14 protein-coding genes and 1 pseudogene are annotated in these 16,182 nt (G+C 60.6%); 8 read left to right on the forward strand and 7 right to left on the reverse strand.

Translation table 11 applies throughout. From position 1 onward, the window contains the following. Positions 1–172 precede the first annotated feature (172 nt). Positions 173–2,314 carry a catalase HPII gene (gene katE / locus ACP7CZ_RS22285; RefSeq protein WP_186527005.1) on the forward strand — a complete coding sequence of 714 codons (2,142 nt, stop codon included), beginning with the start codon at positions 173–175 and terminating at the stop codon, positions 2,312–2,314. An 86-nt stretch (positions 2,315–2,400) separates the two neighbouring features. Here the strand turns inward: katE and ACP7CZ_RS22290 are convergent, their stop codons facing one another. Genes ACP7CZ_RS22290 through zur form a run of 4 tightly spaced genes read right to left on the reverse strand, consistent with a single transcriptional unit; the run spans position 2,401 to position 5,191 of the window. Further along, positions 2,401–3,120 carry a PA5502 family lipoprotein gene (locus tag ACP7CZ_RS22290; protein WP_294191107.1) on the reverse strand — a complete coding sequence of 240 codons (720 nt, stop codon included), beginning with the start codon at positions 3,118–3,120 and terminating at the stop codon, positions 2,401–2,403. Between the two features lie 37 nt (positions 3,121–3,157). Beyond that, entirely contained in the window at positions 3,158–3,946 is a 789-nt protein-coding gene (znuB, locus tag ACP7CZ_RS22295) for a zinc ABC transporter permease subunit ZnuB (protein ID WP_034129232.1), read from the reverse strand. Continuing rightward, positions 3,939–4,709 (reverse strand): zinc ABC transporter ATP-binding protein ZnuC, encoded by a 771-nt coding sequence (gene znuC / locus ACP7CZ_RS22300; protein WP_003187361.1) that lies wholly within the window; start codon positions 4,707–4,709, stop codon positions 3,939–3,941. The genes znuB and znuC overlap by 8 nt, the downstream gene beginning before the upstream one ends. After that, a complete protein-coding gene (gene zur, locus ACP7CZ_RS22305) occupies positions 4,709–5,191 on the reverse strand; it encodes a zinc uptake transcriptional repressor Zur (RefSeq protein WP_014716336.1) in 483 nt (160 codons plus the stop codon). Before zur ends, znuC begins: the two co-directional genes overlap by 1 nt. A gap of 58 nt (positions 5,192–5,249) precedes the next feature. Between zur and ACP7CZ_RS22310 the strand changes: the two genes are divergently transcribed. Then, positions 5,250–6,179: a zinc ABC transporter substrate-binding protein gene (locus ACP7CZ_RS22310; protein ID WP_259284840.1), complete on the forward strand. Its 930-nt coding sequence runs from the start codon at positions 5,250–5,252 to the stop codon at positions 6,177–6,179. Positions 6,180–6,286: 107 nt separating this feature from the next. Here ACP7CZ_RS22310 and ACP7CZ_RS22315 read toward each other — a convergent pair whose 3' ends face one another. Together ACP7CZ_RS22315 and ACP7CZ_RS22320 are read right to left on the reverse strand one after the other, a co-directional pair. Beyond that, positions 6,287–7,240 (reverse strand): homoserine kinase, encoded by a 954-nt coding sequence (locus ACP7CZ_RS22315; RefSeq protein ID WP_054920916.1) that lies wholly within the window; start codon positions 7,238–7,240, stop codon positions 6,287–6,289. Positions 7,241–7,296: 56 nt separating this feature from the next. Further along, positions 7,297–7,587 carry a DUF2782 domain-containing protein gene (locus tag ACP7CZ_RS22320; RefSeq protein ID WP_016978788.1) on the reverse strand — a complete coding sequence of 97 codons (291 nt, stop codon included), beginning with the start codon at positions 7,585–7,587 and terminating at the stop codon, positions 7,297–7,299. A gap of 74 nt (positions 7,588–7,661) precedes the next feature. Between ACP7CZ_RS22320 and polA the strand changes: the two genes are divergently transcribed. Further along, the gene (gene polA / locus ACP7CZ_RS22325; RefSeq protein ID WP_294191114.1) at positions 7,662–10,457 is read left to right on the forward strand and encodes a DNA polymerase I; all 2,796 of its coding nucleotides are present in this window, start codon (positions 7,662–7,664) and stop codon (positions 10,455–10,457) included. 271 nt (positions 10,458–10,728) lie between these two features. Here polA and yihA read toward each other — a convergent pair whose 3' ends face one another. Continuing rightward, on the reverse strand, positions 10,729–11,370 hold the full coding sequence (yihA, locus tag ACP7CZ_RS22330; RefSeq protein ID WP_003187369.1) for a ribosome biogenesis GTP-binding protein YihA/YsxC: 642 nt from the start codon (positions 11,368–11,370) through the stop codon (positions 10,729–10,731). Between the two features lie 192 nt (positions 11,371–11,562). Between yihA and ACP7CZ_RS22335 the strand changes: the two are divergent. From ACP7CZ_RS22335 to ACP7CZ_RS22355, 5 genes and pseudogenes are all read left to right on the forward strand, one after another. Beyond that, positions 11,563–11,770, forward strand: a pseudogene (locus ACP7CZ_RS22335) (cytochrome). Between the two features lie 33 nt (positions 11,771–11,803). After that, positions 11,804–12,430 (forward strand): c-type cytochrome, encoded by a 627-nt coding sequence (locus tag ACP7CZ_RS22340; RefSeq protein ID WP_014716340.1) that lies wholly within the window; start codon positions 11,804–11,806, stop codon positions 12,428–12,430. Between the two features lie 167 nt (positions 12,431–12,597). Then, positions 12,598–13,233 (forward strand): thiol:disulfide interchange protein DsbA, encoded by a 636-nt coding sequence (gene dsbA, locus ACP7CZ_RS22345; RefSeq protein ID WP_003187375.1) that lies wholly within the window; start codon positions 12,598–12,600, stop codon positions 13,231–13,233. 10 nt (positions 13,234–13,243) lie between these two features. Continuing rightward, a complete protein-coding gene (locus tag ACP7CZ_RS22350; protein ID WP_003187377.1) occupies positions 13,244–14,122 on the forward strand; it encodes an endonuclease/exonuclease/phosphatase family protein in 879 nt (292 codons plus the stop codon). Continuing rightward, positions 14,119–16,176, forward strand: a complete 2,058-nt coding sequence (locus ACP7CZ_RS22355; protein ID WP_294191129.1) for a GGDEF domain-containing protein — start codon at positions 14,119–14,121, stop codon at positions 16,174–16,176. Before ACP7CZ_RS22350 ends, ACP7CZ_RS22355 begins: the two co-directional genes overlap by 4 nt. Positions 16,177–16,182 lie beyond the last annotated feature (6 nt).

Below are 16,182 nucleotides of genomic sequence, written 5' to 3' on the forward strand. Positions count from 1 at the left end.
CGTATTCATCCAGTCATTTGGCAATAACGCGATCAAAGGTCATAAAAAAGGAACGGTGCAAAACCAAGTCAGTCACTACTTAAGCAACTCGATTTCCCAGGTGCCGTGCCTGGGGTTTTGCTCAAACGAGCCGGGGACCGCTCTGGCCACTTTGAATAAGGAGTTTTGACTGATGAGTACCAAGAAGCCAGCCACCCCGCCGAAGAGTGAACTCGCGGGCACTGATACCCTGGACCGTGGCAACACCAACGCCAAGCTGCAGGCGTTGGAAGAATTCCGTTCCGACGCGACCGGCCAGGCCCTGCGCACCAACCAGGGCGTGAAGATTTCCGACAACCAAAACAGTCTGAAAGTCGGCGCCCGCGGCCCTTCGCTGCTGGAAGACTTCATCATGCGTGAAAAGATCACGCACTTTGACCATGAGCGTATCCCCGAGCGCATCGTGCATGCCCGTGGTACCGGCGCCCATGGTTACTTCCAGAGCTATGGCGACCACTCGGCACTGACCAAGGCCGGTTTCCTGCGCACGCCTGAACACAAAACCCCAGTGTTCGCACGTTTTTCCACGGTGCAGGGCCCGCGTGGTTCCGGCGACACCGTGCGTGACGTGCGCGGTTTTGCCGTGAAGTTCTTCACCGACGAAGGCAACTTCGACCTGGTGGGCAACAACATGCCGGTGTTCTTCATCCAGGATGCGATCAAATTTCCTGACTTCGTCCACGCGGTGAAACCCGAGCCTCATAACGAGATTCCTACCGGCGGTTCGGCCCACGATACGTTCTGGGACTTTGTTTCGCTGCAACCGGAATCCGCGCACATGGTGATCTGGGCCATGTCCGACCGCGCCATTCCAAAAAGCCTGCGCGCCATGCAGGGCTTTGGGGTACACACCTTCCGTTTGATCAATACCGAAGGTAAGTCCAGCTTCGTGAAGTTCCACTGGCGTCCAACAGTCGGCACCTGCTCGCTGGTATGGGATGAGGCGCAAAAGCTGGCCGGTAAAGATACGGACTACCACCGTCGTGACCTGTGGGAAGCGATTGAAAGCGGCGATTACCCTGAGTGGGAGCTGGGCGTACAGATCGTGGCCGAAGAAGACGAGCACACGTTTGATTTCGACTTGCTCGACCCGACCAAGATCATTCCAGAAGAACTGGTACCGATCACGCCGCTGGGCAAAATGGTGCTCAACCGTAACCCGGACAACTTCTTCGCTGAAGTCGAGCAGGTTGCGTTCTGCCCGGGTCACATCGTGCCGGGCATCGACTTCACCAACGACCCATTGCTGCAGGGCCGTCTGTTTTCCTACACCGATACCCAGATCAGCCGACTGGGCGGGCCGAACTTTCATGAGATTCCAATCAACCGGCCTGTCGTGCCTTTTCATAACGGCCAGCGCGACGCTCAGCATCGCACCGTGATTGATAAGGGTCGTGCGTCCTACGAGCCAAACTCTATTGATGGTGGTTGGCCGAAAGAAACCCCTGCTGGTCCTACCGATGGTGGCTTTGAGTCCTACTACGAGCGCGTCGATGCCAACAAAGTACGTGAGCGCAGCGAATCCTTCGGTGACCATTTCTCCCAGGCGACGCTGTTCTACAACAGCATGAGCCACCACGAGAAAGAGCACATTATCGCGGCCTACAGTTTTGAGCTGGGCAAGGTGGAGCGCGAGTTCATCCGTGCGCGCCAGGTCAACGAGATCCTGGCCAATATCGACCTGGAGCTGGCCAAGCGCGTTGCGCAGAACCTGGGCTTGCCGGCGCCGACCAAGGGCACCGTGCCTGCCCGTGAAACGTCGTTGAAAGAATCGCCAGCCTTGAGCCAGGTGAACTTGCTGTCGGGCGATATCAAAACGCGCAAAGTGGCGATTCTGGCAGCCAACGGCGTTGATGGTGCGGCCATTGACGCGTTAAAAGCCGCGCTTGAAGCTGAAGGCGCCCATGCCAAGTTGCTGGGGCCTACTTCGGCGCCGGTGACCACCGCGCAGGGCAAGACGCTGCCGGTCGACGCCTCGATGGAAGGCATGCCGTCCATTGCCTTCGACGCAGTGTTTATCCCGGGTGGCAAAGAGTCCGTGAAGGCGCTGAGCGGTGATGGCGTGGCGTTGCATTACGTACTGGAAGCCTACAAACACCTGAAGGCGATTGCGGTAGCCAGCGATGTGAAGCCGTTGCTGGACCTGCTGAAACTGGAGGAGGATGCGGGGTTGATCGTGGGCGCGGATGCCAAGGCGTTCAAGGCCTTCTTTGCGGCGATTGCCCAGCATCGAGTGTGGGCGCGTGAGCCGAAATCCAAGGCGATTCCGGCTTAACTTATCGGTTGTTTGTTAGATCGTCATCGCAGGCAAGCCAGCTCCCACACTGTTCAAATGTGCGAGCTGGCTTGCCTGCGATGCTTTTAATCCGCCTTGCGCGGAATCAGCACAACCTGCGCCGGAATATGTTTCAGGATTTGCCGGTGAATTTTCAGGTCATACCCCGAATCAATTCGCTTCACCCGCTTGGTCAATAACGTGGCCAGCCACGGGTAATCCTGGGTGCGTGGCACCTGGATGCTGACGTCGCACTGGTAATTCACCACATCGGTGGCGATGGCGACCAACTGATGGCGCATGTCTTCAACATCCGCAAGGTTCAGCGCCACGGTGGTGCTCGGCGCTGCCGGGTCGATGACCTTGGCGGCAGGCTTGGCCTCAGCGGCTTTCAACGCAGCTTCTGCCTGGTCCAATTCGGCTTTGCGCGCATGGCTGATGGCACTGTTGACGCCACCGGTCAGCGCAGGCGCCTTGGGCATCAAAGCGCGGGCACGGCTCAGGGCCGTGGCGGCCGCGTTGACGTCGCCTTTTTGCAGCACGATCTGGCTGCGCTGCAGGTAGGCTTCGGCCAATTGACGCTGGTAGGCCTCAAGTGCCGGGTCGTTGGGCGATTGGGCCTGCAATGCAGCCAGTTGGTCTTCGGCGGTGGCCAATTCGCTGCTGGCCAGGTTTTGTTCCAGCTGCGCGATGGCCGCAGCCCGCGGATCCGGAGCCTGGGGGGCAGCGGGCGGCGTACTTTGGCAGGCGCCCAGCAGCAGTGAAAATGCGGCAAGGAGCAGATAACGGGAGGTGAACGGCTTCATTCCTGCGACTCTCTATTTGCGCAAAAAGCGAGCAAGTCTACACCCCTCGACGGGGCAGGACAAAACTCAGCAGAAACAGGGCGGCCGCCGTAACCACAATCGACGGCCCGGCCGGTGTGTCCTTGAACCAGGACAGCGCCAGGCCACCACACACTGCAAGCATCCCCAGGAGGCTGGCGCCAATTGCCATCTGCTCCGGAGAGCGAGCGTGGCGCTGGGCAGCGGCGGCTGGAATGATCAGCAGCGACGTGATCAACAATACGCCGACAATCTTCATCGCGACAGCAATCACCACGGCGATGAGCAACATCAAGGCCATACGCAGGCCTGCGACGGGCAAGCCTTCTACCTTGGCCAGTTCTTCATGCACGGTGATCGCCAGCAACGGGCGCCACAGGGCCACCAGCAACACCAGCACCGCAGCGCTGCCGCCGAGGATCCAGGCCAGGTCGGTCGGGCTGATCGCCAGCAGGTCACCGAACAGGTAGGCCATCAGGTCGATGCGCACTTCATGCATGAAGCTCAGCACCACCAGGCCCAGGGACAAGGTGCTGGGTGCGAGGATGCCCAGCAGGGTGTCGGAGGCCAGTGGCTGGCGTTGCTGCAGGGTCACCAGCAGCACGGCTAGCAGCAGGCAGCCGACGGTCACGGCGATGGCCGGGCTTACATCCAGCAGAAAGCCCATGGCCACGCCCAGCAAGGCGGCATGGGACAAGGTGTCGCCGAAATAGGCCATGCGTCGCCAGACCACGAACGAGCCCAATGGGCCCGCCACCAGTGCCAAAGCCAAGCCTGCCAGCAGGGCGTAGAGCAGAAAATCAGCCATGCTTGCAGCTATCTCCATGAACGTGGGGGGTATCGACGACGGCGCCATGCAGGTCATGGGCGTGGTCATGGTGGTGATGGTAGATCGCCAGGCTCTGGGCGTTCTTGCCGAACAGCTCCACGAACGCCGGGTCGCCACTGACCTGTTCCGGGTGGCCGGAGCAGCACACGTGGCGGTTGAGGCAGACCACTTGGTCGGTGGTGCTCATGACCAGGTGCAAGTCGTGGGAGACCATCAGTACGCCGCAACCATGGCGGTCGCGCAGACGGGTGATCAGGCTGTACAGCTCGGCCTGGCCGGCGACATCGACACCTTGCACGGGTTCATCGAGTACCAGCAGCTCGGGCTCGCGCAGCAAGGCACGGGCCAGCAGCACGCGCTGCATTTCGCCGCCGGAAATACTTTGCACCGGGTTGTCGATGACGTGTTCGGCGCCGACTTCCTTAAGCGCGGCCTGGGCGCGGGCGCGGTCTACGCCAGGCACCAGGCGCAGGAAGCGCAATACGGAGAGCGGCAATGTCGGGTCCACGTGCAGCTTTTGCGGCATATAGCCCACGCGCAGCTTGGGCTTGCGCCAAACCGTGCCGCTGTGGGGCTTGAGCAGCCCGAGCACGGCGCGCACCAAGGTTGTCTTGCCTGCGCCGTTGGGGCCGATCAGGGTGACGATTTGCCCCGGTTCCACGCTCAGTGCGATGTTCTCCAGCACGTTTTGCCCGGCGAACGTGACCCCGACCTGCTCCAGGCGGATTAACGCATTGCTCATCAAACCCCCTGGCAGCCTGCGCACAGGCCGACCACTTCGACCGTTTGCCCTTCGACCTTGAAGCCGACGTCGGCAGAGCTTTTGATAATGGCGTCGCTGATGCTTTTTTGTTCAAGCTCAATGGCGGCGTGGCACTCGCGGCAGATCAGGAACTGGCCCTGATGCGCGTGCTCCGGGTGGTTGCAACCGACAAAGGCGTTAAGCGAGGCGATACGGTGCACCAGGCCGTTTTCCAGCAGGAAATCCAACGCACGGTAAACGGTGGGCGGCGCGGCGCGGCGGCCGTCCTGCTCGCTGAGGACGCCAAGAATGTCGTACGCGCCCAAAGGCTTGTGGCTCTGCCACACCAGCTCCAGCACCCGGCGACGCAAGGCGGTCAGGCGCAAGCCTTTCTTTGCGCACAGGGTGTCGGCCTCTGACAATGCGGTGTGCACGCAGTGAGAGTGGTCGTGGGGACGGCTGGCAAGCGGTGTTTTAGGCATGAGCGGCGACAGATATTTGATAGAGACGTTATTATGTTACCCGTTCCTACGCCATCGAGTGGTCATCGTGTCCCGACTTTTTCCCGTTTTTGTCGTATTTGTCACCAGTTTGTTCGTTGCCGGTGCCGCTCAGGCCGAGGTCAAGGTGCTGACAAGCATCAAGCCGTTGCAGCTGATTGCAGCTGCCGTGCAGGACGGCGTGGCCGTTCCAGAGGTGTTGCTGCCGCCGGGGGCGTCGCCGCACAACTTCGCTTTGCGCCCATCCGACGTACGGCGTGTGCAGTCGGTGGACCTGCTGTACTGGATCGGGCCCGACATGGAGACCTTTTTGCCGCGCGTGTTGAAAGGCCGTACGGCGCCAACGGTGGCCGTGCAGGACCTACCAGGCATGAAACTGCGCGTCTTCGGCGAAGATAGCCACTCTCATGCCGATGAGGCCGACGAACATGATCACGATCACCGCCCAGGCAGTGTGGATGCGCACCTGTGGCTGTCCACGGTCAATGCACGTGTGATCGCCGCTCGGATGGCGGCCGATCTGAGCGCTGCCGACCCAGCCAATGCCGAGCGTTATCAGAGCAATGCGAAGGCCTTCGAAGAACGCCTGAACGCGCTGGATGCGCGCCTGAACCAGCGTTTGGCGGGCGTTGATGGCAAACCTTATTTCGTGTTCCACGAAGCCTTTGATTACTTCGAAGAGGCGTACGGTTTGAAGCATGCTGGCGTGTTCAGCGTGGCCGCTGAAGTGCAGCCGGGCGCGCAGCACGTAGCGGCGATGCGCGCGCGTTTGCAGGAAGTGGGCAAGACTTGCGTGTTCAGCGAGCCGCCGTTGCGACCTCGCTTGGCCGAAACCCTGGTGGCCGGGTTGCCGGTGAAGTTGGCGGAATTGGATGCGTTGGGTGGCTATACGCCAGCTACCGCGCAGGGTTATGAGCAGGTACTGGAAAAGCTCGGCAATGACCTGGCCGGTTGCCTGGAGTCGCTCTAACACGCAACACAAAACCCCTGTGGGAGTGGGCTTGCCCGCGATAGCGCAGTGTCAGTCGATACTGCTATTGCAGGCAAGCCAGCTCCCCCATTGACCGAGTCGGTCTTTTAAAGTGCGAACGGCAGGTGGACCGTGACCTGTTGACGCTGCGCCAAGCGGTGCTCGAACTCAGCCGGGTCATGAATCAACACATCCTGCCCTGCAAATGATTCGGCCGCGATCAGCCGGGACAGCCAGAACCGTACGCACGCCACGCGCAGCATGGTCGGCCATAGCTCGGCTTCCTTCGCGGTAAACGCCCGTAGCCCCGCGTAAGCGCCCAGCAGCGCCCGGGCACGGTGACCGTCAATCACGCCATCGGCATCCGAGCACCAATCATTCAAGGCGATTGCCACGTCGTAGAGCATCGGCCCCGAACAGGCGTTGTAGAAGTCGATCAGGCCTGTCAGGTGCGTGCCTTCAAACATCGCGTTATCGCGAAACAGATCGGCGTGCACATTCGCCCGCGGCAGGCCGAGGATGTCGGCCTTGTGGGCGTCGATCTCGGCCAGCGCATCGCGCAACAGGCGTTGCTGGGCCTCGTTCAGGTGCGAAATGAGTTGCGCGCCCTCGCAGAGCATCCAATCCAGGCCGCGGTCGGTCTTGCGTTCAAGTACCTTTTCGCCCTGGGTGGCCAAGTGCAGGTGGCCGAGCAGTTCGCCAACCTGGGTGCAATGCTGTGCATTGGCCTCCTTGATGTGCTTGCCCGCCAGGCGCGGTTGCAGCAAGGCCGGTTTGCCCTTGAGTTCGCGCAAAGCGATGCCGTCGGTGGTACGCAGGGCGTACGGCACAGGCAGGTCGGCGTCGTGGAGCACGTCGAGCAGTTCGATGAAGAACGGCATTTCTGCCACCGGGCCACGCTCAACCAGGGTCAGGACGAACTCGCCCTGCTCCAGGCTGATAAAGAAATTGGTGTTTTCGCTGCCGGCGGCAATCCCCTGGAAATCAAGCAGGCGGCCGAGCCCATAAGGGGCGAGAAAGGTTTCCAGCTCAGGCCGAGCCAGGGGGGTGAACACAGACATGGTTAAAACTGCCGTTACGGGCGCTGCGGTGGGCAGCGCCGGTTAAAATTAAGAAATCATTTCCATTCGAAGATCTTCCATGACGGGATCAGCATATCCGGCTGGTCAGAGCGGATGAAGTTCGCGTCGGTGCCGTCCGCACGTACCAGAAAGTACGGTGGTGCGCCCTTCGGGGTGACCTTGATCGCATACAGAAAGCCGTTTTGGCGGTATTCCTGGATGGTTTTGTCGCCTTCCGTGCGAATGGTAACTTCCGGATCACCTCCAGGGGCACTGTCTGCCGCCATGGCAGCCATCGGAGCGAGTGCAATCAAACCGGTCAACAGCAGGCGATTGAATGTACGCATGATAACCTTGTCCCTTTGTTTTCATTGGTCCGGCTATTCTAGCGCCTGACCCGCCGAAAAGGTTGATCCTGCTCATGAGCCAAGCGCCCCTCGTCCTGGTGGACGGTTCTTCTTATCTGTATCGCGCCTTCCACGCGCTGCCACCGCTGACCACCTCCAAAGGCCTGCCCACCGGTGCGGTGAAGGGCGTGTTGAACATGCTCAAAAGCCTGCGCAAGCAGTACCCGGACAGCCCATTTGCGGTGGTTTTCGACGCCAAGGGTGGGACGTTTCGCGATGAGATGTACGCCGAATACAAAGCCAACCGCCCGAGCATGCCTGATGACATGCGCCTGCAGATCGAGCCGCTGCATCAAAGCGTGATCGCTCTTGGCTTCCCGTTGCTGTGCGTCGAGGGCGTCGAGGCCGATGACGTGATCGGCACCCTGGCTCGCAGCAGCGCGGCCGCCAGCCGCCCGGTGGTGATCTCGACCGGTGACAAAGACATGGCGCAGCTGGTGGACGGCCACATTACCTTGGTCAACACCATGACCGGTAGCTCGATGGACATCGAGGGCGTTAAGGAGAAATTCGGCGTCGCTCCGGAGCAGATCATCGACTATCTGGCGTTGATGGGGGATTCGTCCGACAACATTCCCGGCGTTCCGGGCATTGGCCCCAAGACCGCCTCCGGCTTGCTGGTGGGAGTCAATGGCGGCCTCAAAGAGCTTTATGAGCAGCTGGATATTGTGCCGACCCTGCCTATCCGTGGGGCCAAGACCCTGCCGGCCAAGCTGGAGGAGCACAAGGAGATGGCATTCCTGTCCTATCAGTTGGCGACGATCAAGATCGATGTGCCGCTGGATATCGGGTTGGATGATTTGCACCTGATCGAACCGGATCGCGAAAAGCTGCTGGAGCTGTACACGCTGCTTGAGTTCAAGAGCTGGCACGACGAGATTCAGCGCGATGCCAAGCGTGTCGAGCTCAAATCGGCGAGCGAGGTTGCGCCGGCCGCCGAAATGCCGGTCGAGGCTGTTATATCGGTACCGGTAGAGGCGGTTTACACCACCATTCTGGACCAGGCTACCTTCGACGTGTGGCTGAAAAAACTCCACGATGCGCCGTTGTTTGCTTTCGACACCGAAACCACCGGCATCGACGCCCAGCAGGCGCAATTGGTCGGGGTCTCGTTTGCTGTGCAGCCCCATGAAGCCGCCTACATCCCGCTGACCCATTCCTATATCGGCGCGCCGGATCAGTTGGACCGCGACACCGTGCTGCTGGCCCTGAAACCGCTGTTGGAAGACCCGACCAAACTCAAGGTGGGCCAGCACGCCAAGTTCGATATGAACATCCTGGCCAACTGCGCCATTGGCGGCGACCCTGCCCAGGGCATTACCGTGCGCGGCATCGCCTTCGACACCATGCTCGAATCCTACGTGCTCAATTCCACCGCGACCCGGCACGATATGGACAGTCTGGCGAAGAAGTACCTGGATCACGACACGGTCAGCTTCCAGGACATCGCCGGCAAAGGGGCCAAGCAACTCACGTTCGATCAGATCGCCCTTGAGCAAGCCGGCCCCTACGCGGCCGAAGATGCCGACGTGACCTTGCGCCTGCATCAGCACTTGTACGCGCAACTGGCGGCGATCCCGAGCCTGGCCAGTGTGCTGACGGACATCGAGATGCCGCTGGTGCCGGTGCTGGCACGCATCGAGCGCCAGGGCGCACTGGTAGACAAGGACCTGCTCGGCATTCAGAGCATCGAGCTGGGTAACAAGATGGTCGAGCTGGAGCGCCAGGCGTACGAGATCGCCGGTGAAGAATTCAACCTGGGTTCGCCCAAGCAGCTCGGGGCGATCCTGTACGAGAAGCTCGGCATGCCGGTGCTGAAAAAAACCGGCAAGGGCCAGGCATCCACCGCTGAGGAAGTGTTGGCCAAACTGGCCGAAGATGATTTTCCGTTGCCCAAGGTATTGATGCAGTACCGCAGCATGAGCAAGCTCAAAAGTACCTATACCGACCGCCTGCCGGAACAGATCAACCCGCGTACCGGGCGTATTCATACGTCTTACCATCAGGCCGTCGCGGCGACCGGGCGCTTGTCCTCCAGCGATCCGAACCTGCAGAACATCCCGGTGCGCACCGCCGAGGGGCGGCGCATTCGCCAGGCGTTTGTCGCGCCCAAGGGCTACAAACTGCTGGCGGCGGACTATTCGCAGATCGAGCTGCGGATCATGGCGCATTTGTCCAAGGACGAAGGCCTGATGAACGCCTTCCGCAATGACCTGGACGTGCACACGGCCACGGCGGCCGAAGTGTTCAAGGTCGAGTTGAATGAGGTCACGTCCAACCAGCGCCGCAGCGCCAAGGCGATCAACTTTGGCCTGATTTACGGCATGGGCGCCCAGAAGCTGGGCAAGGACATCGGCGTCGATACCAAGACCGCCAAGGCTTACATCGATGTGTACTTCGCTCGCTATCCAGGGGTGCGCGAATATATGGAGCGAACCCGCGCCCAGGCGGCGGATCAGGGGTATGTCGAAACCTTCTTCGGGCGGCGCCTGTACTTGCCGGATATCAACTCCAACAAGCCCCAGGAGCGCGCGGCGGCCGAGCGCACAGCGATCAACGCGCCGATGCAGGGCACGGCGGCGGACATCATCAAGAAAGCCATGGTGCAGGTGGATAACTGGCTGACCGAGTCGGGCCTGGATGCCAAGGTCATCCTTCAAGTGCACGACGAATTGGTGCTGGAGGTGCGTGAAGACCTGGTCGCGCAGGTCAGCGAGAAGATTCGCGAGCATATGAGCGCGGCGGCTCAGTTGGACGTGCCTTTGGTGGTGGACGTAGGCGTAGGCGATAACTGGGACGAGGCGCACTGATTCCGCGGCTTTGCCATCACCGTCAGTGGTGGCGAAGCGGTTTAGATCGGAAACCGTCGTCAGTTATTTCCAATAGTTTTTTGAGCCTGTCGGAACTTAACCTGTGAACTGCCACTCAGAGTTACTGAATGGGTGGTGAAGCCCTTCAATGCTCCTATGTTGTGTTAAGTGTTGGCAGATAATTCCAGACCCCGCCCTAGCGGTCCGGAACTTGAACCCCGAACTTCCCCTCCCCAAAAGAAGTCCGGGGTTTTTTTTGCCCGTAGAAAAGTTACTCGGCGATTTCTGCGCCCTTGTCCGCCAATTCCATCCAGCCGGCCAGTACGGTGTAGGCCTCTTCAAGGCCCATGCGCTTGGGGGCGGAGAACAGCTGAATCGTGATGGTATCGCCCCAGCCCTTACGGATTTCGGACTGCACTTTGAGCAGGGTGTTCTTGGCTGCGCCGTAGGTGAGCTTGTCGGCCTTGGTCAGCAAAATGTGCATCGGCATGCCGCTGGCGACAGCCCAGTCGAGCATCAGCAAGTCGAAGTCGGTCATTGGATGGCGGATGTCCATCATCAGGATCAAACCCTTCAAACTCTCGCGACCGCCCAGGTAAGCCTCAAGGTGACGCTGCCAGTGCAGCTTCAGCGGGATAGGTACTTTTGCATAACCGTAGCCCGGCAGGTCGACCAGACGCCGATCATCGTCTAGCTTGAAGAAATTGAGTAGTTGCGTGCGGCCCGGGGTTTTCGAGGTGCGCGCCAGGCTGGCGTGAGTCAGGGTGTTCAGTGCGCTGGATTTACCGGCGTTGGAACGGCCGGCAAAGGCGACTTCAAAGCCCTCGTCATCGGGGCATTGGTCCACTTTGGCGGCGCTGAGCATGAAGGTGGACTGTTGGCACAGGCCGAGGATGGGGTTCTTGAGTTGCATGAGATTTCCGATGTGGGCGGTGCCGAGAAAGGGTGCGGCAAGCGGTGTCGTTTCCGTTTCAGTAGCGCCAGTATATAATGCCGCAGATTTTGTGTGTGCTTTGTCCCAGCGAAGGATGAGGTTCACGGGAGCGAAAGACCTTTATTGCGCATTAGAACGCAAAACGCTCTCAAACCCTGAATAGGTCGATGTATGGACCGACGGTTGCTCGCTTCTGCTGCCCTGATTCCGCTTTACGGCGCTCAGGCTACACAGGATCAACCGAGTTTGCATGGTCAGGCTGAAGCAGTGCGTGACCCAGGGTTTCAAGGCAATGCCGCCGCGTGGTTTGTGCATGGACTGCAGTACTGAGGATTACCAGGCCGTCATTGATTTGATGGTGAGTAAACCCGGTAGATAACTCTTAAACCCTTAGCCGTAGTTGGATTAGCTGATGAACAAACTGATCGTGAGTCTGCTGTTGACCTTGGGCATCACAGGCGCTGCCGTCGCTGCAGAGGGCCCCGTCAAAGGTGATGCCACTGCCGGTCAAGCGAAGGCCGCCGTGTGTGGTGCCTGCCACGGGCCGGATGGTAACAGCCCGGCGCCGAACTTCCCCAAACTGGCCGGCCAGGGTGAACGCTACCTGAGCAAGCAGATGCACGACATCAAGGACGGCAAGCGCACGGTGCTGGAAATGACCGGCCTGCTGACCAATCTCAACGATCAGGACCTGGCGGACCTCGCGGCGTATTTTGCCAGCCAGAAGGGTAGCGTGGGAGCTGCCGATCCTAAATTGGTCGCCCGCGGAGAGCAGTTGTTCCGTGGCGGTAACCTGGAAAAAGGCTTGCCCGCCTGCACCGGTTGCCACTCGCCCAATGGCGCAGGCAACGCTGCCGCAGGCTTCCCGCACCTGAGCGGCCAGCATGCCACCTACATCGCCAAACAGTTGACCGACTTCCGCAAAGAAGAAGCCGGCCGGGCCAACGATGGGGACGCCATGACCATGCGCACCATCGCTCGCAAGCTGAGCGACGAAGACATCGCAGCCCTCTCCAGTTATATCCAGGGCCTGCACTGACGGGGCTGGGCGTTAACGCTCGATTAATCCCGCGATGCAAGCATAAAAAGGGTGGCTCAGGCCGCCCTTTTTTGTGGCCGCTGCCGTTACACTAACGAACTCATGTCCGCGTAGACCTGTCACAACAAAGGTCGCGTGAGGCGACTTTATTTGTCCAGGAGTAAAGCATGCGTAATCTGATCCTCAGCGCCGCTCTCGTCACTGCCAGCCTCTTCGGCATGACCGCTCAAGCTGCCGATGTGCCGCTTGAAGCCGGTAAAACCTATGTTGAACTGGCTAACCCGGTTCCGGTTGCGGTACCCGGCAAGATCGAGGTGGTGGAGCTGTTCTGGTACGGCTGCCCGCATTGCTACGCCTTCGAGCCGACTATCAACCCATGGGCTGAAAAGCTGCCCAAGGACGTTAACTTCCGTCGCATTCCTGCCATGTTCGGTGGCCCATGGGACGCCCACGGCCAACTGTTCCTGACCCTGGAAGCCATGGGTGTTGAGCACAAGGTCCACAACGCTGTCTTCGAAGCGATCCAGAAACAAGGCAAGCGCCTGACCAAGCCGGACGAAATGGCTGACTTCGTTGCTACTCAAGGTGTCGACAAGGACAAGTTCCTCGCGACCTTTAACTCCTTCGCTATCCAGGGCCAGATCAAACAGGCCAAGGAACTCGCGCAGAAGTACGGCGTGCAAGGCGTTCCAACTCTGATCGTCAACGGCAAATACCGTTTCGACCTGGGCAGCACCGGTGGTCCTGAAGCGACCCTGAACGTTGCTGACCAACTGATTGCCAAAGAACGCGCTGCCAAGTAAGGGGCTCGCCATGCGCCGCTGGGGTACCGAGCGTGTCGTTGGCCTGCATGAACCGCAGGTCAACGAGCATCACCTGGAGTCCACAGGCCTGCCGGCAGACAGCCGCTTGCGCCTGCTCAGCTTCAATATCCAGGTGGGCAACAGTACCGAGAAGTATCGGCACTACCTCACGCGTGGCTGGCAGCACCTGCTGCCCCACAAGGGGCGTACCGGTAACCTGCAGAAAATCGGCGACCTGCTCAGCGACTTCGACTTGGTCGCCCTGCAGGAAGCCGACGGCGGCAGCCTGCGCTCCGGCTATATCAACCAGGTGGAACACCTGGCTCAGCTGGGCGCCTTCCCGTACTGGTATCAGCAACTCAACCGCAACCTGGGGCGCCTGGCGCAGCACAGCAATGGCGTACTCAGCCGCCTCAAACCCACGGCTATTGAAGATCATCCCTTGCCAGGCCCCAAAGGGCGCGGGGCGATCCTTGTGCGTTTTGGCGAAGGCCCGGAAGCCTTGGTGGTGGTGATGATGCACCTGGCCCTCGGGGGGCGTACGCGCAACCTGCAACTGGCCTACGTGCGTGAATTGATTGGTAACTACAAGCACCAGGTGCTCATGGGTGACATGAACACCCATGCCAACGACCTGCTGCAGAATTCTCCGCTGCGCGACCTGGGGTTACTGGCCCCGCAAGTCGAAGCCACGTTTCCCAGCTGGCGCCCGCAGCGCTGTCTTGACCATATCCTGCTCAGCCCAAGCCTCACACTGGAAAGTGTGCAGGTGCTAGCGCAGCCCATTTCCGATCACCTGCCGGTCGCGGTAGAGATTCGTCTGCCGGGTTCGCTCACGGCTGATGCATTACCCGCGTTGAGCCCAGGCCCTCGCGGACCCCTTGCATGAGCGACGACGCCCAGCGCTGGAAAGAGAAATACCTCCAGAGCATCGAGCAACAAGACAAACTCGAACGCCGCTGGGCTGCCCGCCTCGATTTGCTGCGCCGCGGGCTGGTGCGCAGCACGCTGGCCGCTGAAGGCACCGACCGCGCCGTCGATCAATGCATGAAGGAAATGCGCGATGTCGTGCGCACGGACGACATGGACGCTGCCCTCGCCGCTTTACTGCCACGCCTGGAAAAGGCCGTGCTGGATTCGGAGCAGCGCCGCGAAACCCGTGTCGACCAGATCAGCACCGCGCTCACCGCCTTGGTCACCCAGTTGCAAAAACTGCCGTTGCCCCGCGAGGTGGCTCGCCCGCTGAAAACCTTCGCCAAGCAACTCGATGGTCGCGTGGCACAAGCGCGGGAGATACCCCTGCTACTCAGTGAGCTGAGCAGCCTGCAGGGGCAGGCGCTGAATAATCTGGAGCCTGAAGGCGATACCGCACGCCCAGGCCCGGGCCTGTTGCAACGCCTGTTCGGTAGTAAGGAGGCCGCCAGTGAAGCATTGCCGGTTGACGCTGAGCCACTGCCGGCAATGCAATTGGCAGCGCCAAAGCCTGCAGCGCCCAAACCCGCACCCGAACCGGAAGAACCTGCGCAATCGGAAGAGCTGACCCAAGCCTTGCGTGCCTTTGCACCGCTGTCACCCACACCCGTGGCCTTGAAGGCTGCGCCTGTTGCCGCGGCCGAAGGGCAAGAGGTCGCCAGAGAAACGCCGGTATTCGACGCTCCAGAGCTGCCGTCGATTGCGCCTGCGCAATTACCGGAGCCCGACGTGCAGGCGCCACCGGTTGCGGAGCCTGCTCACGAAAGCGCACTCGCTGCCTTTATCGAACCGCCGCCGGCTCCAGTCGAAACGCCGGATGAGACCACCATCGGCAGCCTGTCGCTGCCCCCCGTGCTGGAAAGCCCCGAGCCTGACGAGCTGCAACCGGACGGCACCTACGCCCTGCCCGATTCGCCTGAACCGTCCTACAGCTCGGTGGCCAAGCACATTGAAGGCACTTTGCTCGGCCTGCTGGAAGACCTTTCCCTGCCCGAACGTCACCAGCCCCAGGCCGAGGCGATGCGTGAGCGTCTCGCCCATGGTTTGAATTGGTACGAACTGCTGCCGATCCTGGATGACCTGGCCGTGCTGATGCTGGCGGTCACCGACAGTGGCCAGCATGAGTTCGAGGCTTATCTCAAGCAGCTCAACGAGCGTCTCGAGGCATTCCAGGGGCATTTGCAGGTCGCCAGCGACGGCCACGCCGACAGCAGCCTGGCCGCGCGGGAGTTGGACACACAGATTCGCGAGCAGGTGGACGGCCTGCAAAGCAGCGTGCAGGACGCCGCCGACCTGGACAGCCTCAAGCAGGTGCTCGAAAGCCACCTTGAAGGCTTGCTCGGCACCATGGATGAACACCAGCAACAGCGTCACCTGCGGGAACAGGAAGTGGCCGCACGCCTCAAAGGCCTGGCTGAACGCGTGGCCCATATGGAGCAGGAGGCCCAGGGATACCGCGAGCACCTGGAGGTGCAGCGCCAGAAGGCCTTGATCGATCCGCTCACCGGGCTGCCCAACCGTGCGGCGTGGAGCGAACGCCTCGATTACGAGGTCAACGCCTGGCATCAGCGCGGTAACAGCCTGTCGCTGGCCATGCTCGACCTGGACCACTTCAAGCGCATCAACGACGGCTACGGTCACCTGGCAGGGGACAAAGTCTTGAAGATCATCGCCAATGTGCTGAGCAAACGCCTGCGGCCGACTGACTTCATCGCGCGTTTCGGGGGTGAAGAGTTTGTGCTGCTAATGCCCGACTCAGCTTTGGCGGATGCGTTGGCCGTGGGTGAACTATTGCGTGAGGCCATTGCAGCGTGCCCTTTCCACTTCAAAGGTGAACCGGTAACGATCACGGTGTCCATGGGCGTGGCGCAGTTTCAGGCCGGCGAGCGCAGTGACCTGGCGCTCAAGCGTGCCGACGAGGCGCTCTACAGGGCAAAGGCTGCGGGACGTAATCAGGTGCAGGCGGCATAAAAGATG

The sequence above is a fragment of the Pseudomonas sp. DWP2-2 genome, assembly GCF_049897065.1.
Taxonomy (GTDB): Bacteria; Pseudomonadota; Gammaproteobacteria; order Pseudomonadales; family Pseudomonadaceae; genus Aquipseudomonas; species Aquipseudomonas paracarnis.

Coding starts and splice junctions, on each gene's coding strand:
- polA (WP_294191114.1), top strand. CDS start 7,662: ATGAGCCAAGCGCCCCTCGTCCTGGTGGACGGTTCTTCTTATCTGTAT.
- znuB (WP_034129232.1), bottom strand. CDS start 3,946: ATGGCTGATTTTCTGCTCTACGCCCTGCTGGCAGGCTTGGCTTTGGCA.
- ACP7CZ_RS22320 (WP_016978788.1), bottom strand. CDS start 7,587: ATGCGTACATTCAATCGCCTGCTGTTGACCGGTTTGATTGCACTCGCT.
- znuC (WP_003187361.1), bottom strand. CDS start 4,709: ATGAGCAATGCGTTAATCCGCCTGGAGCAGGTCGGGGTCACGTTCGCC.
- katE (WP_186527005.1), top strand. CDS start 173: ATGAGTACCAAGAAGCCAGCCACCCCGCCGAAGAGTGAACTCGCGGGC.
- ACP7CZ_RS22355 (WP_294191129.1), top strand. CDS start 14,119: ATGAGCGACGACGCCCAGCGCTGGAAAGAGAAATACCTCCAGAGCATC.
- yihA (WP_003187369.1), bottom strand. CDS start 11,370: ATGCAACTCAAGAACCCCATCCTCGGCCTGTGCCAACAGTCCACCTTC.
- ACP7CZ_RS22350 (WP_003187377.1), top strand. CDS start 13,244: ATGCGCCGCTGGGGTACCGAGCGTGTCGTTGGCCTGCATGAACCGCAG.
- ACP7CZ_RS22290 (WP_294191107.1), bottom strand. CDS start 3,120: ATGAAGCCGTTCACCTCCCGTTATCTGCTCCTTGCCGCATTTTCACTG.
- dsbA (WP_003187375.1), top strand. CDS start 12,598: ATGCGTAATCTGATCCTCAGCGCCGCTCTCGTCACTGCCAGCCTCTTC.
- ACP7CZ_RS22315 (WP_054920916.1), bottom strand. CDS start 7,240: ATGTCTGTGTTCACCCCCCTGGCTCGGCCTGAGCTGGAAACCTTTCTC.
- zur (WP_014716336.1), bottom strand. CDS start 5,191: ATGCCTAAAACACCGCTTGCCAGCCGTCCCCACGACCACTCTCACTGC.
- ACP7CZ_RS22340 (WP_014716340.1), top strand. CDS start 11,804: ATGAACAAACTGATCGTGAGTCTGCTGTTGACCTTGGGCATCACAGGC.